Origin of the sequence: uncultured Erythrobacter sp. (genome assembly GCF_947502395.1) — a bacterium.
In the GTDB taxonomy this organism is placed as follows: Bacteria; Pseudomonadota; Alphaproteobacteria; order Sphingomonadales; family Sphingomonadaceae; genus Erythrobacter.
In genome coordinates, this window is record NZ_CANMZM010000001.1 from 256,874 (window position 1) to 275,672 (window position 18,799).

Below are 18,799 nucleotides of genomic sequence, written 5' to 3' on the forward strand. Positions count from 1 at the left end.
GCGAAACAACAGATGTGCGCGGTCGCAAGGCGCTCGGCAGGTTCCAGCTGGTTTCCCCCTTAAGCCAGCTTACACCCTAGCCCCCCTTGACCTGCAAACCGCTTTGCGATCGCCGCACGACGCTTTTTTAAAGCGGACTCAAAGGAGATAAGTTATGAAGATCAGGTATTTGATGGCAGCTGCCGTCGCGTTTGCAGCTCCGGTTGCATTAACCGCTCCGGTATTGGCCGATGGTGGTATTTTCGTAGGCGTAGAAGGCAGTAATGTTGCTGTGAGCGGTTACGACACCGTGAGCTATTTTCAGGGCAGTGGAAAGCCAGTTCGCGGCTCTGCCCAGTTCAAGGTGAACCACGGTGGAGCAGTCTATCACTTCTCCAGCCAGGCCAATGCTGACCTGTTTGCTTCGAGCCCAGACCAGTATGCTCCGCAATATGGCGGCCACTGTGCATGGGCGATGAGCCGCGGTTCGCTGGCACCGGGTGATCCGACCCTCTACAAAATTCACGATGGCAAGCTCTATCTGAACTTCAATCGCAATGTGCAGAGCACGTGGCTCGGCGACATCGAAGGCTTCATTGCCAAGTCAGATCCAGCCTGGACCAAGATTCCGGACGGTAAGAAGTTCGGCGACTGATCCCTTTTCGTGTGGCGGCTGCAAACCCTCCCTTTGCCCCCTTGCTGCTTAGCCGCAGCGGCAGCCGCCCACGATCCCCAGAATATTTGAGAGAGATTGAAAGGAAATTCCCATGACCAAGAAGACAAGTTTCGCGAAAATGTTGATGGTTGCAGGTGGCCTCGCCGTTGCGACTGCTGGTGCGCCAGCCGCTGCTCAGTGCAGCGCCGCTTGTACCGCCGCTGCCTGTAAGGCGAGCGCTTGTTCTGCCGCAGGTTGCTGTGCCGCTGCCTGTTGCGCTGCCGCTGGTTGTGCGGCTGCCGGATGCGCTGCATCGGCTTGTGCCGCATCTGCTTGTGCTGCTGGTTGCTGCGCTGCTGGTTGCTGCGCTGCGGGTTGCTGTGCAGCTGGATGCTGCGGCGCGGCCGACGACTGATCCGTTCACGGGTTGTGCGCCTGCTGCCTGACGGGCGTGCACTTGAGTGTGGTTGGAGGGTCGTTCCTCCTAGCCCCTCTGGCCACACTCTTCTTGCACGCACCGATCAATAAGCAGGCTGTTCACAAACATATTGGCGCAGCGGTTCTAAATCGCTGCGCCAATTTTTCTACTGTATACCTGTCCTCAATCGCATCGCCGGCACAGGTTTGATAGCGCGGATCCTGTGTCACGCAGCCGGGCCCGCAAACAAGACGGGCCACGCCTGTCACATGGTTGATATGCCAAAAACGTCCGCCCGGTGTTGATACATAGCCATCCATCCCATTGGCGATATCGCTTCTGATATCGGTGACAGACGGCACCTCTCCATCATATTCGCGGCTGAAACGCCCGTGGGTGTGGAAGCTGGCAATTGGCACCATTCCGGGCTCATCAAAGAAGGACAGATCGCAAGTGGCTTCATCGCCCCCGGTTTTGCGTGAAGCTCCTAATTCTCCATCGCTGGTTTCAAAGATGATCCCGCAGAGTTCGATATTCTCATTGAAGCTGCGTTCCTGAAGCGCATTCAGTTGTTCGCGGGCGAAGGCTTCAACGTCATATTGCGGTACCACTGGCTGAAGCGCCTCGGGACCCTTCACATTGAGATAGGCCCGCGCGATGATCACCAAGAAGGCGATAGCACACAGGACATAGAGGAGGCGGGTGGCAGACAATTGCATCGTCTCCCACCCGTGGCCTTAGTTCTTCGTCTTGTCGACCAGCTTGTTCGCTCCGATCCATGGCATCATTGCACGAAGCTCCGCACCCGTCTTTTCAATCGGATGGGCTTCTGCACGCTTCCGAGCAGCTTTCAACTCGGGCTGTCCAGCGCGGTTGTCGAGAACGAAGTTTTTCACAAAACGTCCGGCTTGAATGTCTTCAAGCACACGCTTCATTTCCTTCTTCGTTTCCTCGGTAATGATCCGTGGGCCCGTGGTGATGTCACCATATTCCGCTGTATTCGAAATCGAATAGCGCATATTCGCAATGCCACCCTCATAGAGCAAATCGACTATGAGCTTGGTCTCGTGAAGGCATTCGAAATAGGCCATTTCAGGGGCGTAGCCGGCCTCGGTCAAGGTTTCGAAGCCTGCCTGGATAAGGTGGGTAATTCCGCCACACAGCACAACCTGCTCGCCAAAGAGATCCGTTTCACATTCTTCACGGAAATTGGTTTCAATAATGCCCGAGCGGCCACCACCGACACCGGACGCATAGGCGAGGGCCACGTCTTTGGCTGAGCCGCTTGCGTCCTGATGCACTGCGATCAGGCAGGGGACACCGCCGCCGCGCTTATACTCGCTGCGGACCGTATGGCCCGGGCCTTTCGGCGCGATCATGATGACGTCGATATCGCTTTGCGCCTCAATCAGGCCAAAGTGGACGTTTAGGCCATGGGCAAATGCAAGCGCGCTGCCCGGCTTCATGCGGCCATGAATGTCGTCGGCGTAGATTGCTGCCTGATGCTCATCGGGGGCAAGGATCATGAGGATGTCTGCCCATTCTGCCGCTTCCTTGTTCGACAGAACCTTAAAGCCCGCATCCTCGGCCTTCTTGGCGGTCGCAGAGTCTTCGCGAAGGGCAATGGCCACTTCTGCAACACCGCTATCCCGCAGGTTCTGCGCGTGAGCATGGCCTTGGCTGCCATAGCCGAGCACAGCGATCTTCTTGGATGCGACCAAACCAAGATCAGCATCAGCGTCGTAATAGACTTTCATGGGGGTTCCCTTTGATTCTTCGATAAGTTGTAAGGTTGAAACTGTTTAAGTGCCGCCAGAGCCACGCATCATGCCGACCACGCCAGAACGGCCAACTGAGACGAGGCCAAGTTCGCGCATAAGAGCGATGAAGCTGTTGATCTTGTCGGGCGGGCCGGTGAGTTCGAATACAAAGCTCTCGATGGTCGTATCGACGACGTTGGCGCGGAATATCTCAGCGACACGCAACGCCTCCACACGTTTGTCTCCCGTGCCCGCTACTTTAATGAGCGCAAGTTCACGTTCCACATGTGGACCAGCGGCAGTGAGGTCAGTGACCTTGTGAACCGGAACAAGCCGCTCCAATTGCGCTTCGATCTGGTCGATCACCTCGGGCGGACCACTCGTCACAACGGTGATTCGACTGATTGCGTGGTCGTCAGAAATGTCAGCAACCGTGAGGCTGTCGATATTGTAGCCGCGCGCGGTGAAGAGGCCGGTAATTTTGGCGAGAATGCCCGGCTCATTGTCGACCGTGATGGTGAGGACGTGGCGCTCGCTTTGGGCGTTCTTGATTTTCATCTGTTAAGTGTTCCTAACGCCCTAAACCAGTGCTTTGGCTTCGTCGTTCATCGTGCCTTCGACCTGATCACCATAGAGCAGCATCTCGGTATGCGCTGCGCCTGAAGGGATCATGGGGAAGCAATTCGCGTCCTTGGCGACACAGCAATCGACGATAACGGGGCCATCATAGTCAAGCATCGCTTGGATACCAGCATCGAGATCGGCCTTGTCGGTGATGCGAATGCCTTTCCAGCCATAGGCCTCTGCCAATGCCACGAAATCGGGCAGGCTGTCGGAATAGCTGTTCGAATAGCGGCTTTCATAGGTTAGCTCCTGCCACTGTCGAACCATGCCCATGTATTCGTTGTTCAAAATGAAGACTTTGACCGGCAGGCGATATTGCGAGGCCGTCCCAAGTTCTTGAATATTCATCTGAATAGAGGCTTCGCCAGCAATGTCGATGACGAGGCTGTCCGGGTTCCCCAACTGCGCTCCAATGGCAGCAGGAAGCCCATACCCCATCGTTCCGAGCCCGCCTGAAGTCAGCCATTTGTTGGGCTTATCAAAACCGAAGTATTGCGCGGCCCACATTTGGTGCTGGCCCACTTCAGTGGTGATAATGGGTGATCGCTCGTGCGTGAGGGAACAGAGCCGCTCGATCGCCTTCTGCGGCATGATGGCATTTTTATCAGCCCTGGAGACTTCCGGATAGGCCAAGCATTCGCGCGCGCGCCATCCGGCAATGCGCGCCTTCCATTCGCCAAGATCCTGCGGTTTTCTGTCGCCCCAAGCAGCAATAAGCTGCTCAAGCACGGTTGCGCAGTCGCCGACAATACCGAGGTCAACGGGCACCGTCTTGTTGATGGAAGACCGATCGATATCGATGTGGATCTTCTTGGAATCCGGCGAAAATGCATCAAGCCGCCCAGTCACGCGGTCATCAAAGCGTGCACCTATACAGACCATTACGTCACATTTGTTCATCGCCATATTGGCTTCGTACGTGCCGTGCATTCCCAGCATGCCCAGCCAATCGGGGTGGGTATTGGGAAAGGCACCAAGGCCCATCAAAGTCGACGTGGTGGGGGCGCCGGTGAGGTCCTGAAACTGACGAAGCAATTCGCTCGCCCGCGGACCAGAGTTGATCACGCCGCCGCCAGTATAGAAGATCGGAGCTTCAGCCGCTGCCAATGCCTCAATCGCCTCGGCAACCTGCTCTGGCGGGGCAACCATCTGCGGGGAATAACGGTGCGAGCCGTGGTGTGTGGCATGTGGACGGCTTTCGGATGGGACCGCGATCTGCACGTCTTTGGGAATGTCGACGACGACCGGGCCGGGCCGGCCCGTGGTAGCGATGCGGAACGCTTCCTCTAGTGTCGCAACCAGCTCCGCCGGGTCCTTCACCAGATAGTTGTGTTTGGTACAGTGGCGGGTGATTCCAACCGTGTCTGCTTCTTGGAAGGCATCGGTGCCGATAAGAGTGGAGGGGACTTGTCCTGTGATCACCACCATTGGGATCGAATCCATCCACGCATCGGCGATGCCTGTCACGGCATTGGTAGCGCCGGGGCCTGAGGTGACCAGCACTACGCCCGGCTTGCCTGTGGCACGTGCGTAACCTTCGGCGGCATGGGCAGCGCCTGCTTCGTGGCGCACAAGGATGTGGCGGATACGCTCATCCCCAAAAAGCTCATCATAGATGGGCAGGACCGCGCCGCCGGGATAGCCGAAGACATACTCGACCCCCTGATCGATTAGGCATTCCATCAAAAGGGCGGCTCCAGAGCGCTGTCCCACGATAAACTACTCCCGCATAAAAAACGGCCCGGTGCACATTCGCATCGGGCCGGTCAGGTGCTTATTTCAAAGGTCCCGATCAGCCCAAATCTTCTACAAGAATGACGACGACCATGATCGATTGAGCCTTTTGCATTTGTTACAAGTCACACCGCCTGTGATGCTTTCGCATATAGCGGTTTACGAAGAACGAGCCAAGTCAGAGCCTGGTACCTTGATATGCTCGCTATTGGCCAGAATCTAATAAGTCAAGCACTCATGTTAAAATAATATTATAATCAAGGTAGATTTTCAGCAATTTCGTCAGGCGCGATCCGTTTCCAATCCTCTGGGCATTGGTTGCGGAGCCATGTGAATTGCCTTTTGGCGTATTGCCGTGTTGCCTGACCGCCCGCCGAAATTGCTTCTTCACGGGTCAACTCGCCGCGGATCATCGCAGCGATCTCGGGAACGCCAATTGCACGCATCACCGGCAGGTCCGCTGAAAGCCCGCGGCCAAGCAGCGTTTCGACTTCCTCTACCGCCCCGTTCGCCAGCATCTTTTCGAAACGTGTGTCGCAGCGATCATAAACCCACTGCCGCTCTGGCATCATGACGAGTGGGTGCAACGTCACCTCTTCACCAATTCCGCCAGACTTCGCCTGTTGCCAATCGGCGAGGGTTACTCCGGTGGAGCGTTTGACTTCCAGGGCGCGGGCGATCCTCTGGCTGTCACCGGGTTCGAGCACATCAGCGCGTAAGGGATCTTCGATCTGTAAAGCCGCATAGGCATCTGCGGTCTCAAGCGAGCGCACCTGATCGCGCACTTCGGGTTCAATAGCGGGGATTGGGGCAATGCCTTCAAGCAGGACCTTGAGATACATGCCGGTGCCGCCGACCAAAATCGGAGTTTTCCCGGCCTGATGCGCTTCTTCTATTTCGGCTTTGGCGTGCGTCGCCCAATTGGCAGCAGAGCACGCCACCGCTCCATCCCAAGCGCCGTAGAGACGGTGCTCACATTGCTTGAGCTCGTCTTCGCTCGGGGCTGCAGAAAGGACGGGAATGTCCGCATAAAGCTGCATACTATCAGCGTTGATGATGACGGCGGTCTGAGCTTGCTTGCCAAGCGCTTTTGCCAATTGCAGTGCGCATGCGCTCTTGCCGCTGGCGGTCGGCCCTGCAATGAGCCAAACCGGCCGCGCGGATGCGGTGTCTGAAGGAGAAGTATTCGTGCTCATCGCGCGTCTGATAGCAGACAATCTGGATTGGGAAACAGGGATCAAGGACCTGCGAAAAGCCTTCCCGAAAATCTCGCCCAGATCGTCATGGTCGCCAACAGGTTGGGAGTTTCACTCTGGTGTGCGGCTGCCAATCGAGCAAGATGTGGTCGAACTTCATCTTGGGATGGAGGACCGAAAGGTCGTGAATAATGTACTCAAGATTCACTTTGGATTGGCAGACAAGCTGTTTGCTCACGAATTGATCAGAGTTCCGCAGGTTTTTGTATCGGATATGGATTCCACCATGATCGGGCAGGAGTGCATCGATGAGCTTGCCGACTATGCGGGGCTGAAAGATAAAGTTGCGGCGATCACAGAGCGGGCAATGCTCGGCGAGCTCGACTTTGGGAGCGCTCTAAAGGAACGCGTCGCGCTTCTCAAAGGCCTTCCGGAAACTGCAATACAGCAGTGCCTTGATGAGCGTATTAGCTTCAACCCTGGTGCAAGGGAACTGGTGCAGACTCTCAAGTCCAGACGTTGCAAGACCATTCTAGTTACGGGCGGTTTCCATCACTTCGCAGATCCTGTCGCTGAGGCGCTCGGTTTTGATATGGTTGTGGGTAATCGCCTTGCCGTCGAGGGCGGGGTGCTCACGGGTGAATTGGATGGGCCGATTGTCGACAGTGCGACTAAGCGTGCTGTGCTTGAGCGAGAGGTTGCCCAAATCGATCAACAAGCGATCTCTTTGGCTATTGGCGATGGGGCAAATGACATCCCTATGATCGAGGCTGCGACTTACGGGTTTGCCTATCATGCAAAGCCAAAGGCGCGTGCAGCGGCAGACGGAATTATCGACGATGGCGATTTGGCGACGGTCCTTTCGCTGCTTGGCATATCTCAAGCAGACTGGTCATAAGGGGATGGGGTGAAGGCTCAAGATAAATAGGGTTGCAAAAGGGAACTGATGTCGTTATTTACACTAATGTAAGTAACGAGCTTTAGAGCTTACTCAGCACTCCGTTTCTCGAGGTCCGCGTACAATGTCAGACACAGCCCGCTACACAAAAATGTTCGCTGCGGACGGCACAGTCCTCCGCCATCCTGATCGGCCCGCTCCGCGGTATTCTCTGCCTCGTGCGGTCAAGAACTTCCGCCTGCTGATGAAGGACAAGGAAGACACGAGCCTCGTCTTCAAGATTTACGAATCCTTGCCTTCGAAGGACTTCATGCCGCGTGTCCAAGAGCTGATGCTGTCAGAGCGCGGAGAGGCGCTTCGTTCTTCGGAACCAAGCCTTCCCGAAATCCTCGACGACCACGCTGAGCTGCGCAAAACGCCTAAGGGTAGCCTTGCGCATGCTTATTGCGATTTCATGGAAAACGAAGGGCTCACCGCTGCTGGCCTCGTAGCAGAAAGCGACCGTTTGGGGCGTCCCAAGTACAACGATTTGGTTCAGTGGTTCGGTGACCGGTCACGCGATACGCACGATCTCTTCCATGTACTCACCGGCTATGGCCGTGATGCGCTGGGTGAGCAGTGTGTTCTCCTCTTCACCCACGGGCAATCGCCGACGCAGGGGCACCTGCTTATCGGTTATGCGGGAGCTGCCAACATCAAAAAAATGGTCTGGGGTTCCAAAGCTCCGGTTATGGGTGCAGTGCGCCAGGCCAAAGCAACCGGGCGCGGAGCGCCAAGAATGATAGAGCAACCGATCCGTGAACTTTTGAAGCAGCCGGTGGATGAGGTTCGCCGCCTCCTCAACATTCCTGAGCCAACGCAATATCGCGAATGCCATCGCATCTGGGCTGAAGAGGGCATAGACCCTTACAACCTTCTCGCCAGCGAAAGCGGTTCTGAGGAACTTGCCTCGGCCTGAATGGCCTCACCTACGCGTTAGCAAGGTGCCTTCCACGCGGTAGCACGTGGAGGGCGCTTTTGATTCTTCCAACTATGAAGTTGCATGCTCCTTGCCGCCACAATGCGGACCGAAGGAGCCACTTTCATGGGACAATTCATCACACCCAATCAGGACATTGAAACATCTGAGACGCCGCATGAGGCGCTTAATCTTCCGATCTACTCAGGATACAAGTCAGCACCGCATGCCGACCAGTTTGTAGGTCAGTTCCGAATCTTCGACGCCATCGTTGAGCAGGCGAGCAGCTTCGATGTGCCTTATGAAGATCAATGCTCGATCGACTATTACTTCGACATCATTCGGACATTGCGCGATCTCAATGGCGAATATGATAGGGTCGTCGAAGTCGGAGTGTTCATGGGCGGAGCGTCCGTCATGTTGGCCGGCTGTTCGGGTAGGTTCGATTTCGACCTCGACCTTATCGACATTGACGCTGGTTACTTGCAGTTCTCCTACGAACGAGTTCGTCGAACCTTTCCGGAAGCAACGGGTCGGGTACGCCTCTACCAGGGCGAAGTTGCCGACTACGTGCGCGATGTCATGTTGCCGGATAACAGCGGTGATCGCTCAATCATCCATCACGATGGCGCGCATGATTTCAATCAAGTTGTGCGAGATCTTTCCGCCTTAAGTTTCGTGCGAGAAAAGCTCCATTCTATCATCGCGCAAGACACACATCTCCGAGGGAACCTCGACCATATGAATTTTGTCGATATGGCACTGTGCGCTGTCTTCGGGACTGCGCTAACTTTTGTGCCAATTGGCAAGGTCTATGGCGAGCACGATTCGTGCACTCATCCCAATCGCTACCAAGGGAATTACTTCCGCCCTGGGATCGCGGAAGGAATGGTGGTGCCGATGGGAGCGAATGCGTTCCAATTCCCGCATTCAAGTGCAAAGTTTGAAGAGATGTTCGCGGCTCAGGGAACGAAACCAATGGCGCTGTCCAACGTGGCGTGAGATTTCTTAGAGCCAGCTGGCAATCTGGCTCAATGGTTTCTTTTTGAGTGCATGGGTTGGGACGGTCGCGTCTTCGCTGGGCCGGCCCACAACCACGATCATTAATGGTTTTTCCCATTCCGGGCGTTCACATGCCTCACGCAGGAAGCCCATGGGAGATGGCGTGTGGGTGAGGGTGGCTAGACCTGCCTCATGCAAGGTCGCGATGAGCATCCCACAGGCTATTCCTACGCTTTCACTGACATAGTAATTCTGTGTCTTTCCGTCTTCCTCGATCCCGCCTTTGCGCTGGGCAAAGACGACGATGAGATAGGGGGCGGTTTCAAGGAACGGCTTGTCTTCGTCAGTGCCAAGCTCTTTGAGTGCGCCGAGCCATTCTTCGCTCGCCTTTGGGTCATCGCCACCTGCACCGTAGAAGCGACGCTCTTCGGCTTCTGCCGCTTCGCGGATCGCGCGTTTCTTCTCTGCTGACGACACGACAGCAAAGTGCCATGGCTGGTGATTGGCGCCGTTGGGCGCCGTGCCGGCCGCTTCGATCGCTGCCTCAATCGCTGCTCGGGGAACCGGCTCATCTGAGAAATATCGGCAGGTCCGTCGTTCCTTCAGGCGATCACGCAAAGCTCTTGCACGGGCTACGCTCTCGTCATCGGGAAGTGTCTCGAGCGAATAGGGAACGGTATAATGATCACGCATGGGGCTTCCTATCTCCGCTTATTCAAAAAAAGGCTAGTGGACTCTTAACTTACATTGATGTAAGTAGCGGGCTCAATAGGAGAAATATTATGGCGTTGTTGGACCTGCCCATGGTTGCGCCCGAGCGTGTTGTTTCCGGTTTTCGGCCGTTCAAGGTGCTCCATCATTTTGGCAAACTTGTCGAAGATAAGGAAGACACAGAGCAGGTCTTTCACATTATCGAGGCGACGAAGGGCAAGAAATCTCACCGGCAGGCATGGGATTTTATCGCGTCTGAGGACGGCCAGCGGTTCCTGCGGGATGAAGTCGACATTCCCACAATGCTTGATGCTCACGAGGATTGGGCGGACCTGCCCGACAACAGCGTTGCCAAGAAGTACATTGCGTTCATGAAGCGCGAAGGCCTGAGCGCGCAGGGTCTTGTTGACGAGAGCCACAAATGGGCACCTGCCGAACGTCGTCCCAATGATCAGACCGAGTGGTACTTCAATCGGCTACGGGACACGCATGATCTCTTCCATGTGCTGACGGGCTATGGCCGCGATGCCTTGGGTGAAGCTGCACTTTTGGGCTTCACCTATTCACAGAATTACAACCCGGGCATCCTCTTCATTGGCTACGCGGCTGCGCGGCAAATCAAAAAGTTAACTGGCACCAATGCTCCGCTCTTTAGAGCCGTGCGCGAGGGACAGCGGCTTGGAAAAGCTGCTCAAAAATTGGCGCATATGGACGTTGCCGCAGTGATGCGCGAAGACATCGATGAGGCCCGGGCAAGGTTGGGTATTGGAAAGCCGGTGATCTACCGCCAGTGCCTCGCAGCGCTCCAAGCAGAAGGCTTTGATAAAGAGTCGCTTGACCTCTCAGAGAAAGATCCGGTGGCCCCTCAGGCTGCTTGAGCGCCAAGTTTACTTCGCCTGATATTCCAGAACGCTATGCCCATCGCGGTTAAGCCGCACAGGAATGCCAGTAAATAGGGTGCACCTGGGAAGAACAGGCCCACATCATCGGCAAAAGTGCTGAACGCATTTGTCATGATAAGGGGACCGATAATCGCGGTAATACTCATTGTGCTTGCAATAGCGCCTTGAAGTTCGCCTTGGGCATCTTCTGAAATCCGCGCGCTCATCATCTGCTGCATTGCCGGGAAGGTGAGGCCGCCAATCGCTCCGATTACGATTCCGATGATCATGACATATCCTGCGGGAGCGAAAGCGAAGAGTAGGTTGGCGGGAAGTGAGACCGCAAAACCAAGCATGATTGTGCGTCCGGGGCCGATGCGCTCGATCACCTTTCCAGTAAGTCCACCTTGTACAATCACGAGCATAATGCCGAAAAGGGCAACGCTTAGACCAATCTCAAGCTCGTCCCAACCAAACACCAGTTCGGTGTGATAAGCCCATACGGTCTGATGTGATTGCGCGCCCAGTTGCGAAAAAAAGATCACGGCCAAGAAGCCGACCACGACCGGCACACGAGCCATCTGAACCAGCGTGCCCAATGGATTTGCGCGTGCCATGCTGAATTTCCGGCGCTGGCTTTCTGGCAGAGTTTCTTTGAGCAGAAAGTAACCTGCAATCGTGCCGCCAATCGCGATGATGGCTGCTGCGACGAAAGGAAAGCGAACGTCAATCGAGCCGAGCAGTCCGCCAAGCCCCGGTCCAATTACGAAACCACTGGCGCCAGCGGCTCCCATAATCCCGAAGTATTTTCCGCGCGTCTCTGGCCCTGCGACATCAGCGATACACGAGTTCGCCGCCGCCCAACTTGCACCCATTATGCCGGACAATATGCGACCGATGAATAGCCAGAACAGCGTCGGAGCCCAAGCCATAATAGCGTAATCAATACCGAGCATGAACAGCGTCGCGAGCAAGACATGCCTACGTCCAAAGCGGTCCGATAACCCACCGATGATCGGTGCGAACAGAAACTGCATCATCGCATAGGCAAACAGCAGCCACCCGCCAATTCGCGCGGTCTCATCAAGACCAAGCCCGGTGACCTCTTCCAAGAGGCCGGGGAGCACCGGGATGATGAGCCCAATCCCAAGCATATCGATAAAGACAATCAGCGCGACGATGAAGAGCGTCGCGGGAGTCGCTTTCTCGCTCATCTATCAGCCTTTGGGATGACAAATTTGAGACCTGACCAGACGTCGTCAACGGCGCATTTCTTTATGTCGACGAGGCCCACGGCGATTCCGATGCGTTGCACTGCAACTTGATCCAATGCAGTTTCCTGACCTGATCCCTTCTTGGGCCAACTCACCCAGATCTGACCATTTCTATCCATTGACTGGCGTAGAGTTCGAATTTTCTCGGTAAGATCGACCGCGTCGGTCACAAAGAGATGCGCAGCATCAAAGGTGCCCTTGTCATTTCCAACTGGACGCAAGTCGAGGTTATAATGGTCAATCTCGCGCCTGATACTGTCAGGCATGCCGTCGAACAGGACGCGCATGGTGTCCCTCAGTGTCAGCTTTTTCGCTAGCGGTGTTCCGGAGTAACCTGCTGTCATCACGGCAATGTTTGCATGACGCAGTCGCCATAGTCCACTGTCAGATGCCAAAAGGCTCCAGCACCAAGTGCACGGACCCACCAGCGTGGCACGAGCATCATAGCAAGATAGGCTAACCCTGCCTCCCATCCATGGAGGAGATGGAATCCGACTGAGCAACGCTCTGGATCAAAGATCGGATCAGCGAGCAGGTGATCGAGGTCAATCAGGTTCGCCGCGACCATGACAGCGCCGTAGCGTCTCCATTCCGATCTCCAGAGTGCGGCCGCAATCAGCAATGGAGCGATGAAATGGCCACCGTAATGGAGGATGGGTTGAAGAAACTCTATACGCCCATCCAATCGGCGAAGAAGCTGTTGTGAGCGGAGTGCAAGTCTTCGAGTGAAACACCCAAAAGGCTGTCGCCGCCAACTGTGCCGAGCCTTGTGAAGCCTATCAATTCCGCCTCTGGAATGTCAGGCCCTTCGGCCACGATCCGGTTGAATGCGTCCGCGTTGTCTGGTGAAACTGTGACGACATAGCGCGCCTGATCTTCGCCAAACCACCACTGCGCGACAGTGTAGGCATCGTTTGCCGCGACTTCGGCTCCGATACCACCGGACATCGCCATTTCGGCCAAAGCCACAGCAAGCCCCCCATCCGAAAGATCATGAACTGCGGTCAGCAGCCCCTCGCAAATGAGCTTACGGACAATTTGTCCAGCGCCTTTTTCTGTGGCAAGATCGACAGGAGGCGCACGGCCTTCATCGCGGCCTTTAACGACGTCTAGCCAAAGTGATTTGCCAAGGTGCGAGCGCGTCGGATCAGGTTTCGCCCAGAATTCGGGCGCGATAAGGTAGATCGCATCGCCTTCCGTTTTAAACGCGGGCGTTACCATTTTCGAAGCGTCTTCCAGAATGCCCACGCCGCCAATCGCAGGCGTTGGAAGGATCGCCGAGCCGCCGCCCGTCGCCTTGCTTTCATTATAGAGCGAGACGTTGCCCGAAACGATCGGGAAGTCGAGCGCGCGGCAAGCATCGCCCATGCCTTCTAGAGCGTGGACAAACTGGCTCATGATCTCAGGGCGCTGCGGGTTGGCAAAGTTTAAGCAGTTGGTGACGGCAAGAGGCCGTGCACCAACCGCGCAGATGTTGCGATAGGCCTCGGCGATGGCTTGCTTGCCTCCTTCATAGGGGTCTGCATAGACATAGCGGGGCGTGCAATCGGTGCTCATCGCCAGAGCCTTGTCGGTGCCGTGCACCCGCACAACGCTGGCATCTCCACCGGTCTGCAGCGTGTCAGCCATCACTTGGCTGTCATATTGCTCCCTGATCCAACCGCGTGAGGCAAGATTGGGGGAGGCGAGCAGTTTCAATAGGTCCGTGCCTGGATCGCTGGTGTCTGGCGCGTCTCTCATCGGCGTAATCCCAGCCCACGCCGCGTATTCGTCTTTCGAAACGTAGGGCCGGTCATACTCAGGCGCGTCCGCGGCGAGAGGGCCAAGCGGAATATCGCAAACAACTTCGCCGTTGAACTCAAGGACCATATGCTGCGTATCTGTCACTTCGCCAATGACCGCGAAGTCCAGTTCCCACTTCTCAAAGATCGCCGCAGCCATCTCTTCTTTGCCGGGTTTCAACACCATGAGCATGCGCTCTTGGCTCTCAGACAGCATCATTTCGTAAGGCGTCATCGCCTCTTCGCGGCAGGGGACCATGTTCATGTCGAGACGGATGCCCGCCTTGCCATTGGTCGCCATTTCAACGCTGGAAGAGGTGAGGCCCGCTGCGCCCATATCTTGAATGGCCACAATCGCATCGGTTGCCATCAGCTCAAGGCAGGCCTCGATCAGGAGCTTTTCCGTGAAGGGATCACCCACTTGAACGGTGGGACGCTTGGCTTCTGCATCTTCCTCGAAATCCGCGCTCGCCATAGTCGCGCCGTGGATGCCGTCACGACCGGTTTTGGAGCCGACATAGACAATCGGGTTCCCGACACCTGTCGCGGCTGAATAGAAGATTTTGTCCGCATCCGCGATGCCAACGGTCATGGCGTTTACAAGGATGTTGCCATCGTAAGCCGGGTGGAAATTGGTTTCGCCGCCCACGGTGGGCACGCCAACGCAATTGCCATAGCCGCCAATGCCAGCCACCACGCCTTGCACCAGGTGCTTCATCTTGGGGTGATCTGGACGGCCAAAGCGCAGAGCGTTCATATTCGCCACAGGCCGTGCGCCCATGGTGAAGACATCGCGCAAGATGCCGCCGACCCCCGTCGCCGCGCCTTGGTAAGGTTCAATGTAAGAAGGGTGGTTGTGGCTCTCCATCTTGAAGATCGCCGCCATCCTTTGTCCATCAGGCCCGTCGCCAATATCGATGACCCCAGCATTCTCACCAGGACCGCATATCACCCAGTCGGCCTCAGTCGGCAGCTTCTTCAAATGAAGGCGCGACGATTTGTAAGAGCAATGCTCGGACCACATGACCGAGAAAATGCCAAGCTCAACAAGATTGGGCTCGCGGCCAAGTCCTGCAAGCACGCGTTCGTACTCTTCGGGTGAAAGACCGTGCTGTTCGACTACTTCAGGGGTGATTTCGCTCATGAGCGCCCCCTTAATCTAGAGGCTCGCTGCCGCCAACCCGCCTCTCTGGGTAAAATAGCGATTCTTCCCCACCCACATGGCCAGTCCGGTCAAGACGCCAAATGAGAGCAATGCTTGCAGATAAAGCATGATGCCAGCCTCGGATGGTTGAGGGCCGAACCAATTGATTGCCTGGAACACGAGCATCACCAAAAGAAGTATAAGAGGTTGCACGACGGGCCCGCGGGAGCGCCTTATGTAGAAGAGAAAGGCTGCCAGAACGATTCCTATCTCAAGCGGCATTGCAATCTCGGGGTGGTTCCAAAGGCCCAATCCATAGGCCTCTCCGCCTCCTGTCAATGTGAGATCGGGCCGATGGGTGATCCAATCGAGGACCCAGTGCGAGGCAACCACGCTTGCCGACAGCAATCCAGCGAGGCTATCACGATGCCAAATTGCAACCACTATCCCAAAGACCAGCGCCCAAATCCCTGCCCCTAGGAGACTGTGAGTGTAGGGGATGTGATGGAGATCAAAAGGCACCATAACGGTCGCTCCCGGATCGATCCGCATCTTCTCCACTCCGGCCATCGCGAGGATGAAGAAGCCCCAGTCCACCAACTGAGCAGCGACAAAATAAGTCGCCAGTTTTGGCCCACGCGAATAGGATGCCGCTGCAACGAAAGCTGGTGCAAAGTGACCGATGAACATGAGTGCCCCGAGTATCGCCCGTTTGTTTTGTTGTCTGAGTTAGCTGTGTTAGCGGGTGAAGCGCAATGCTATCCAACAGGCAAGAGTGCTCGTGATCCCTGTCGCAAATGCTCCCCAAAAAATATCGTAGAGGGTCACCTTGGTGGCCCAGACCTTGAAAACAGCCTGGCTGGTAAGGTCAAAGGTTGCGTAACACAGTCCACCAAGGAGCACGCCGTTGAGAAGCGAATGACGCACATTCTCGCTTTCAATACCTGGCCGGATCGCGAACCAAGTCATGCCGAGAAGATAGAGAACGTAGAACGCACCAGCGGGCGCTACATTGAAGTTTTCAGCCATGATCTCGCCGATATTCGGTTCGTACAGATTGGGGCCTGCCCAATTGAGCCATGCGGCATCCAGCGCTCCAAAAATTAGAGCCGCGCTGACAAATGCGATCAAATATCTGCTCATCACCTAATTCCCTGTTGGCAATCGCTTTGGACGGGCCTTGACCGGGCGAGTGCTCAGCGTCAATGCTCCATGCCATGGACGAGGGAAACATTGCCGGTGGTGCACTGCCGGACATCGAACAGATGAGCTTCGAACAAGCGCTCACCGCGCTTGAAGAGATTGTCACGCAATTGGAGCGCGGCGATGTGCCGCTCGATCAATCGATTGCCTTGTACGAACGCGGCGAAAAACTGCGCGCTGCCTGTCAAAAGAGGCTCGATAGCGCCCAGGCTCGCATTGAGAAGATCGTCGCTGGAACTGATGGGGCTCCCAGCGGCACTGTTCCCTTGGATGGGGGCAATGCTTGATGACCGTAGTCGGAATGCAAGGCGACCTGCTCAAAGATGGCCTTGCACGGGTTCAGAGTGAGATTGATTCGGTTTTCGACGCGTTTTTACCAGTACCTTCAGACACCCGCGCACGGCTTGTTGAAGCGATGCGTTACGCGGCCATAGGAGGTGGCAAGCGTGTGCGACCACTTCTGGTGGTGACCACGGCGGAACTGTTTGGCGTTGATCGCACGGCGGCTTTGCGAGCTGGAGCCGCGTTGGAGGCTATTCATTGCTACTCGCTTATCCATGATGACCTGCCTTGCATGGACGATGACGACCTACGGCACGGAAAGGCAACGCTGCATCAGGTCTATGACGAAGCGACAGCGGTGTTGGCCGGAGATGCGCTTCATGCGCTGGCTTTCGAGATCCTTGCTGATCCGGAGACCAGTGCCGACCCGTTTGTGCGCAGCGAACTTATTTCGACCCTTGGCCTTGCCAGCGGTATGAACGGGATGGCTGGCGGGCAGATGATGGATATGGTCGCCGACGAAGACGGGGTGACTTACGACCTGCAAGCGATCACGAGGTTGCAGCAGTTAAAGACCGGCGCGCTTCTTTCATGCTCCGTAGAAATGGGCGCAATTCTGGGCAAAGTTCCCGTCGAAGGCCGCGCTCACTTGCGCGCATATTCACGCGACATTGGCCTTGCGTTCCAGATTGCTGATGACCTCCTCGATGTCACAGGCGATGCCGAAAAAGCTGGTAAGGCATTGCGCAAGGATGAGGAGCAAGGCAAGCAGACTTTTGTGACTCTCATGGGCGTCGACAAGGCGCGCGAGCAGGCGAGAGTGCTCGTCGATCAAGCGATTGGACATTTAAGCTCGTACGGGAGCGAAGCGGATACCTTGCGTGCGCTCGCCCAGTTTATAGTTGAGCGTGATAGATAGACGCACAATGCGGACGGCAGCACCCGGAAGATTTGAGAGGAACCACTGATGAGCCAGCGCATCGGGATTTATCCCGGAACCTTTGACCCCATCACTTTGGGCCATGCTGACATCATTCGACGTGGGTCCAAACTCGTCGATGAACTTATCATAGGGGTGACCACCAACCCCTCAAAAAACCCAATGTTCTCCACCGAAGAGCGCTTTGCCATGGTTGAGCGAGAGGTAAGGTACCTTGGGCTTACCAACGTTAAGGTGGTGGGATTTAATGCCTTGCTGGTGAAGTTCGCTCAGAAGCAGGGTGCCAATGTGATCATTCGCGGCCTGCGCGCCGTGGCCGATTTTGAATATGAGTATCAAATGGCCGGAATGAACCAGCAATTGGATGATGCGATCGAAACGGTGTTCCTGATGGCGGATGTCTCACTCCAGCCGATTGCTTCAAAGTTAGTCAAGGAAATCGCGGTCTATGGCGGAGACATTACTCCGTTCGTAAGCCCAGATGTCAGGTCCGAAGTAAACGCTCGCGTCGAGGAGACGGGGCGTAAGGGCGATTATTAGAATATGATACTTGCCTGTGTGCTGGGCGCACTCATTCATTGAAGTGTCAGGGACGGCTCGTTAGATGGAGCCGACAGACTTAATATGGATCGAAGACCACACGCATGCTTAAATCACTGACGACATCTCTGAGCGCTCTTGCAATGCTCGCCTTTTCGGGTCCTGCCTTGGCTCAAGATGAGGCCGAAGAAGAGGCTCCAACGCTCGATACGCGCACTTATCCCACGGTCAATTTCGATCAGAGCGAAAAGCCAGAGAATGTTTGGGTGCTCGACCTTTCTAATGGTGAGCGGGTCAAGATTCGTTTGATGGAAGAATGGGCTCCCAAACATGTCGAGCGGATCAAAACTCTTACACAGCAAGGGTTTTATGACGGCATCATTTTTCACCGTGTGATTGACGGGTTTATGGCGCAGGGCGGCGATCCGACCGGTACGGGGCAGGGCGGGTCAGAGCTTCCGAACCTCAACGAAGAATTCAATCCGATGCCGCACGTGCGCGGTACCGTGTCCATGGCCCGCGCAACCGAAGAAGATAGCGCGAACAGCCAGTTCTTTATCGTATTCTACCCACGGTTTAGTCTCGACAAGCGTTACACAAACTTCGGCCGCGTGATTGAGAATATGGCAGCTGTGGATGCCATCAATAAGGGCGAACCACCCAGTCAGCCCACACGCATTCTCCAGGCATCATTGGCGAGCGACAATCGCCCGGTCCCGGTGAATGCGCCTCCGGCCCAGGCTGAACCTGAAGTGACGGCTGATTTGTTGAGCGCTCCGTTAGAATCACAGTAAGCCAGGTTTCATCGACAGCAGAAAG

At 55.8% G+C, this 18,799-nt stretch carries 22 protein-coding genes; 10 read left to right on the forward strand and 12 right to left on the reverse strand.

What is annotated here, in order from left to right; translation table 11 throughout:
* Positions 1–154 precede the first annotated feature (154 nt).
* Both Q0778_RS01125 and Q0778_RS01130 read left to right on the forward strand, forming a co-directional pair.
* On the forward strand, positions 155–634 hold the full coding sequence (locus Q0778_RS01125; protein WP_298303158.1) for a YHS domain-containing (seleno)protein: 480 nt from the start codon (positions 155–157) through the stop codon (positions 632–634).
* Between the two features lie 167 nt (positions 635–801).
* Complete coding sequence (locus Q0778_RS01130) at positions 802–1,080, forward strand: hypothetical protein (RefSeq protein WP_298333409.1); 279 nt, start codon at positions 802–804, stop codon at positions 1,078–1,080.
* Between the two features lie 91 nt (positions 1,081–1,171).
* Here Q0778_RS01130 and Q0778_RS01135 read toward each other — a convergent pair whose 3' ends face one another.
* From Q0778_RS01135 to miaA, 5 genes are all read right to left on the reverse strand, one after another.
* Positions 1,172–1,771 carry a DUF4329 domain-containing protein gene (locus Q0778_RS01135; RefSeq protein ID WP_298303162.1) on the reverse strand — a complete coding sequence of 200 codons (600 nt, stop codon included), beginning with the start codon at positions 1,769–1,771 and terminating at the stop codon, positions 1,172–1,174.
* 18 nt (positions 1,772–1,789) lie between these two features.
* Positions 1,790–2,809: a ketol-acid reductoisomerase gene (ilvC, locus tag Q0778_RS01140; protein WP_298303164.1), complete on the reverse strand. Its 1,020-nt coding sequence runs from the start codon at positions 2,807–2,809 to the stop codon at positions 1,790–1,792.
* Positions 2,810–2,854: 45 nt separating this feature from the next.
* Entirely contained in the window at positions 2,855–3,370 is a 516-nt protein-coding gene (gene ilvN, locus Q0778_RS01145) for an acetolactate synthase small subunit (RefSeq protein ID WP_298303166.1), read from the reverse strand.
* A 21-nt stretch (positions 3,371–3,391) separates the two neighbouring features.
* Positions 3,392–5,152, reverse strand: a complete 1,761-nt coding sequence (gene ilvB / locus Q0778_RS01150; RefSeq protein WP_298334837.1) for a biosynthetic-type acetolactate synthase large subunit — start codon at positions 5,150–5,152, stop codon at positions 3,392–3,394.
* Positions 5,153–5,427: 275 nt separating this feature from the next.
* Positions 5,428–6,366, reverse strand: a complete 939-nt coding sequence (miaA, locus tag Q0778_RS01155) for a tRNA (adenosine(37)-N6)-dimethylallyltransferase MiaA (RefSeq protein ID WP_298333411.1) — start codon at positions 6,364–6,366, stop codon at positions 5,428–5,430.
* On the opposite strand from miaA, the gene serB reads away from it, so the two are divergent.
* The 3 genes from serB (at position 6,359) to Q0778_RS01170 (ending at position 9,224) form a co-directional block, all read left to right on the forward strand.
* The gene (gene serB / locus Q0778_RS01160) at positions 6,359–7,264 is read left to right on the forward strand and encodes a phosphoserine phosphatase SerB (RefSeq protein ID WP_298333413.1); all 906 of its coding nucleotides are present in this window, start codon (positions 6,359–6,361) and stop codon (positions 7,262–7,264) included. The genes miaA and serB overlap by 8 nt on opposite strands.
* Positions 7,265–7,388: 124 nt before the next feature.
* On the forward strand, positions 7,389–8,222 hold the full coding sequence (locus Q0778_RS01165; protein ID WP_298333415.1) for a Coq4 family protein: 834 nt from the start codon (positions 7,389–7,391) through the stop codon (positions 8,220–8,222).
* 126 nt (positions 8,223–8,348) lie between these two features.
* Positions 8,349–9,224: a class I SAM-dependent methyltransferase gene (locus Q0778_RS01170; RefSeq protein ID WP_298333417.1), complete on the forward strand. Its 876-nt coding sequence runs from the start codon at positions 8,349–8,351 to the stop codon at positions 9,222–9,224.
* 6 nt (positions 9,225–9,230) lie between these two features.
* On the opposite strand, the gene Q0778_RS01175 is transcribed toward Q0778_RS01170, so the two are convergent.
* Positions 9,231–9,917 (reverse strand): nitroreductase family protein, encoded by a 687-nt coding sequence (locus Q0778_RS01175; RefSeq protein ID WP_298333419.1) that lies wholly within the window; start codon positions 9,915–9,917, stop codon positions 9,231–9,233.
* 89 nt (positions 9,918–10,006) lie between these two features.
* Here Q0778_RS01175 and Q0778_RS01180 point away from each other — a divergent pair, with 89 nt between their 5' ends.
* Positions 10,007–10,813: a Coq4 family protein gene (locus tag Q0778_RS01180; RefSeq protein WP_298333421.1), complete on the forward strand. Its 807-nt coding sequence runs from the start codon at positions 10,007–10,009 to the stop codon at positions 10,811–10,813.
* Here the strand turns inward: Q0778_RS01180 and Q0778_RS01185 are convergent.
* From Q0778_RS01185 to Q0778_RS01210, 6 genes are read right to left on the reverse strand one after another with little or no spacing between them, the layout of a single operon-like run.
* Entirely contained in the window at positions 10,801–12,030 is a 1,230-nt protein-coding gene (locus Q0778_RS01185) for a TCR/Tet family MFS transporter (RefSeq protein ID WP_298333423.1), read from the reverse strand. The genes Q0778_RS01180 and Q0778_RS01185 overlap by 13 nt on opposite strands.
* Positions 12,027–12,434 carry a DUF3052 family protein gene (locus Q0778_RS01190; RefSeq protein ID WP_298303186.1) on the reverse strand — a complete coding sequence of 136 codons (408 nt, stop codon included), beginning with the start codon at positions 12,432–12,434 and terminating at the stop codon, positions 12,027–12,029. The genes Q0778_RS01185 and Q0778_RS01190 overlap by 4 nt, the downstream gene beginning before the upstream one ends.
* Positions 12,434–12,775, reverse strand: coding sequence for a DUF6122 family protein (locus Q0778_RS01195; RefSeq protein WP_298303188.1), 342 nt, complete (start codon positions 12,773–12,775; stop codon positions 12,434–12,436). Before Q0778_RS01195 ends, Q0778_RS01190 begins: the two co-directional genes overlap by 1 nt.
* Positions 12,760–15,015 carry a phosphoribosylformylglycinamidine synthase subunit PurL gene (gene purL / locus Q0778_RS01200; protein ID WP_298333425.1) on the reverse strand — a complete coding sequence of 752 codons (2,256 nt, stop codon included), beginning with the start codon at positions 15,013–15,015 and terminating at the stop codon, positions 12,760–12,762. Before purL ends, Q0778_RS01195 begins: the two co-directional genes overlap by 16 nt.
* 15 nt (positions 15,016–15,030) lie before the next feature.
* Entirely contained in the window at positions 15,031–15,705 is a 675-nt protein-coding gene (locus Q0778_RS01205; RefSeq protein WP_298333427.1) for a hypothetical protein, read from the reverse strand.
* Positions 15,706–15,753: 48 nt separating this feature from the next.
* Positions 15,754–16,158, reverse strand: a complete 405-nt coding sequence (locus tag Q0778_RS01210; protein WP_298333429.1) for a DUF2177 family protein — start codon at positions 16,156–16,158, stop codon at positions 15,754–15,756.
* Positions 16,159–16,232: 74 nt separating this feature from the next.
* On the opposite strand from Q0778_RS01210, the gene Q0778_RS01215 reads away from it, so the two are divergent.
* From Q0778_RS01215 to Q0778_RS01230, 4 genes are all read left to right on the forward strand, one after another.
* Entirely contained in the window at positions 16,233–16,505 is a 273-nt protein-coding gene (locus tag Q0778_RS01215; RefSeq protein WP_298303198.1) for an exodeoxyribonuclease VII small subunit, read from the forward strand.
* On the forward strand, positions 16,505–17,419 hold the full coding sequence (locus Q0778_RS01220; protein ID WP_298333431.1) for a polyprenyl synthetase family protein: 915 nt from the start codon (positions 16,505–16,507) through the stop codon (positions 17,417–17,419). Before Q0778_RS01215 ends, Q0778_RS01220 begins: the two co-directional genes overlap by 1 nt.
* A gap of 48 nt (positions 17,420–17,467) precedes the next feature.
* Positions 17,468–17,980 (forward strand): pantetheine-phosphate adenylyltransferase, encoded by a 513-nt coding sequence (gene coaD, locus Q0778_RS01225; RefSeq protein ID WP_298303202.1) that lies wholly within the window; start codon positions 17,468–17,470, stop codon positions 17,978–17,980.
* 104 nt (positions 17,981–18,084) lie between these two features.
* A complete protein-coding gene (locus Q0778_RS01230) occupies positions 18,085–18,774 on the forward strand; it encodes a peptidylprolyl isomerase (protein WP_298303204.1) in 690 nt (229 codons plus the stop codon).
* Positions 18,775–18,799 lie beyond the last annotated feature (25 nt).

What these genes read in the sequence shown, in the direction of transcription:
- Q0778_RS01125 (WP_298303158.1), top strand. Translation starts at nt 155, where the DNA reads ATGAAGATCAGGTATTTGATGGCAGCTGCCGTCGCGTTTGCAGCTCCG.
- Q0778_RS01135 (WP_298303162.1), bottom strand. Translation starts at nt 1,771, where the DNA reads ATGCAATTGTCTGCCACCCGCCTCCTCTATGTCCTGTGTGCTATCGCC.
- ilvC (WP_298303164.1), bottom strand. Translation starts at nt 2,809, where the DNA reads ATGAAAGTCTATTACGACGCTGATGCTGATCTTGGTTTGGTCGCATCC.
- ilvN (WP_298303166.1), bottom strand. Translation starts at nt 3,370, where the DNA reads ATGAAAATCAAGAACGCCCAAAGCGAGCGCCACGTCCTCACCATCACG.
- miaA (WP_298333411.1), bottom strand. Translation starts at nt 6,366, where the DNA reads ATGAGCACGAATACTTCTCCTTCAGACACCGCATCCGCGCGGCCGGTT.
- Q0778_RS01165 (WP_298333415.1), top strand. Translation starts at nt 7,389, where the DNA reads ATGTCAGACACAGCCCGCTACACAAAAATGTTCGCTGCGGACGGCACA.
- Q0778_RS01170 (WP_298333417.1), top strand. Translation starts at nt 8,349, where the DNA reads ATGGGACAATTCATCACACCCAATCAGGACATTGAAACATCTGAGACG.
- Q0778_RS01175 (WP_298333419.1), bottom strand. Translation starts at nt 9,917, where the DNA reads ATGCGTGATCATTATACCGTTCCCTATTCGCTCGAGACACTTCCCGAT.
- Q0778_RS01180 (WP_298333421.1), top strand. Translation starts at nt 10,007, where the DNA reads ATGGCGTTGTTGGACCTGCCCATGGTTGCGCCCGAGCGTGTTGTTTCC.
- Q0778_RS01185 (WP_298333423.1), bottom strand. Translation starts at nt 12,030, where the DNA reads ATGAGCGAGAAAGCGACTCCCGCGACGCTCTTCATCGTCGCGCTGATT.
- Q0778_RS01190 (WP_298303186.1), bottom strand. Translation starts at nt 12,434, where the DNA reads ATGACAGCAGGTTACTCCGGAACACCGCTAGCGAAAAAGCTGACACTG.
- purL (WP_298333425.1), bottom strand. Translation starts at nt 15,015, where the DNA reads ATGAGCGAAATCACCCCTGAAGTAGTCGAACAGCACGGTCTTTCACCC.
- Q0778_RS01205 (WP_298333427.1), bottom strand. Translation starts at nt 15,705, where the DNA reads ATGTTCATCGGTCACTTTGCACCAGCTTTCGTTGCAGCGGCATCCTAT.
- Q0778_RS01210 (WP_298333429.1), bottom strand. Translation starts at nt 16,158, where the DNA reads ATGAGCAGATATTTGATCGCATTTGTCAGCGCGGCTCTAATTTTTGGA.
- Q0778_RS01215 (WP_298303198.1), top strand. Translation starts at nt 16,233, where the DNA reads ATGGACGAGGGAAACATTGCCGGTGGTGCACTGCCGGACATCGAACAG.
- Q0778_RS01220 (WP_298333431.1), top strand. Translation starts at nt 16,505, where the DNA reads ATGACCGTAGTCGGAATGCAAGGCGACCTGCTCAAAGATGGCCTTGCA.
- coaD (WP_298303202.1), top strand. Translation starts at nt 17,468, where the DNA reads ATGAGCCAGCGCATCGGGATTTATCCCGGAACCTTTGACCCCATCACT.
- Q0778_RS01230 (WP_298303204.1), top strand. Translation starts at nt 18,085, where the DNA reads ATGCTTAAATCACTGACGACATCTCTGAGCGCTCTTGCAATGCTCGCC.